Annotated in this window: 1 protein-coding gene; it reads left to right on the forward strand. The window is 66.2% G+C overall.

Features of this window, described 5'->3' with window-relative positions; translation table 11 throughout:
- Positions 1–225, forward strand: a 225-nt coding sequence (locus V5E28_RS49375; RefSeq protein WP_336217240.1) for a hypothetical protein, incomplete at both ends; no start/stop codon positions are given.

Raw genomic sequence — 225 nt, forward strand, 5'->3', positions numbered from 1 at the left:
CGCCGTCGATCTGTTCGATCGGGCGTCGGTGGAGGCGATGGGGGAGCTGTTCGTGCGGCTGCTTGATGCGGTGGTGGCCGATCCTGATCGGCCGGTGGGCGGGCTGGATCTGCTCTCGGCTCAGCAGTTGGACGAGCTGGTGTATCGGCACAATGACACGGCTCTGGCCGTACCGGATGTGACCATGCCGGAGTTGTTCGAGCGGCAGGTGGCGGCTCGTCCGGA

It is taken from the genome of Nonomuraea sp. LPB2021202275-12-8 (assembly GCF_037044575.1).
In the GTDB taxonomy this organism is placed as follows: domain Bacteria; phylum Actinomycetota; class Actinomycetes; order Streptosporangiales; family Streptosporangiaceae; genus Nonomuraea.